Source organism: Streptomyces sp. SID11385 (genome assembly GCF_010548245.1).
In the GTDB taxonomy this organism is placed as follows: domain Bacteria; phylum Actinomycetota; class Actinomycetes; order Streptomycetales; family Streptomycetaceae; genus Streptomyces.
Genome location: NZ_JAAGLR010000587.1, coordinates 1 through 259, shown reverse-complemented (window position 1 = coordinate 259; position 259 = coordinate 1). Strand labels below are relative to the sequence as shown.

The window sequence follows — 259 nt, the reverse complement described above, 5'->3', positions numbered from 1 at the left end:
CGCAAGCCGGAAGCCGTCCCCCCTCCCCGGCCCGCCGTGGGCGGCGGACGGAACTGGGTCGCACGCGCCCGGGAGCACTTGCGTGAGGGCAACGACGAAGCGGCGCTCTACGACCTCCGCCAGGCCGTCCACCACAACGAGCAGGACGGCGACGCGTGGCGGCTGCTCGGCTCCATCCACGCCAAGCACGGCAATTACGCCGACGCCGTGCAGGAGTACGAACGGGCACGAGTCCTGTACCCCCGGGACGCCCTGACCC

The 259-nt window shown here is 72.6% G+C and carries 1 protein-coding gene; it reads left to right on the top strand.

Annotated features, from left to right (window positions below):
* Positions 1-78: 78 nt before the first annotated feature.
* On the top strand, positions 79-259 hold a 181-nt coding region (locus G3I42_RS17655), incomplete at its 3' end, for a tetratricopeptide repeat protein (RefSeq protein ID WP_164287097.1).